This window comes from Trebonia kvetii, from assembly GCF_007827045.1.
Classification (GTDB): Bacteria; Actinomycetota; Actinomycetes; order Streptosporangiales; family Streptosporangiaceae; genus Trebonia; species Trebonia kvetii.
Window position 1 is genome coordinate 1 of sequence record NZ_RPFW01000033.1, and the last position, 511, is coordinate 511.

Annotated in this window: 1 protein-coding gene; it reads right to left on the minus strand. The window is 57.5% G+C overall.

Features of this window, described 5'->3' with window-relative positions:
• Positions 1–116: 116 nt before the first annotated feature.
• Positions 117–511 (minus strand): HtaA domain-containing protein (locus tag EAS64_RS42830; protein ID WP_145862453.1); only part of this gene is annotated, 395 nt, incomplete at its 5' end.

The window sequence follows — 511 nt, forward strand, 5'->3', positions numbered from 1 at the left end:
ATACTACCCGCACCCTGGCGCATCCGGTGAGCTATGAGGTGCGGATGCTGCACCGAGGAATAAACCCGAGCCTAAGAATCGCCGCATATACCGGTATTTATAGGCTGATCTTAGGTTTATTCGGAGCGCTCAGACATCCTGGAGGACTTGCGACGGCGCGTGTACAGTACGGCACCAATACCGGCGACCAGAGAGGCCAGACCACTAGCAACCCCAGCCTCTACACCGCTGGCACCGGTATGCGCCAGACGACCATGAGAGCCGCGTGCGTTGAGAGATTCGCATCCCTGACCCTGATATACGGTTTCGGTCACAGTTTGGGTGGTCTGGGTTTTGGCGGTGTTGCCCGCGGGCTGTGTACCCGAAAGCGACGCTGAGAAGCTCAGCGGAGCCATATCCTTACCCGCCTCGTAGAAACCTGCAAACGCTTTAGCACCCTCAGCGGTAATGGTGGTGCCCGCACCGCTGATGGAAATCTTATCGCCAGAGACCTGCAAACCGCTCACATCAA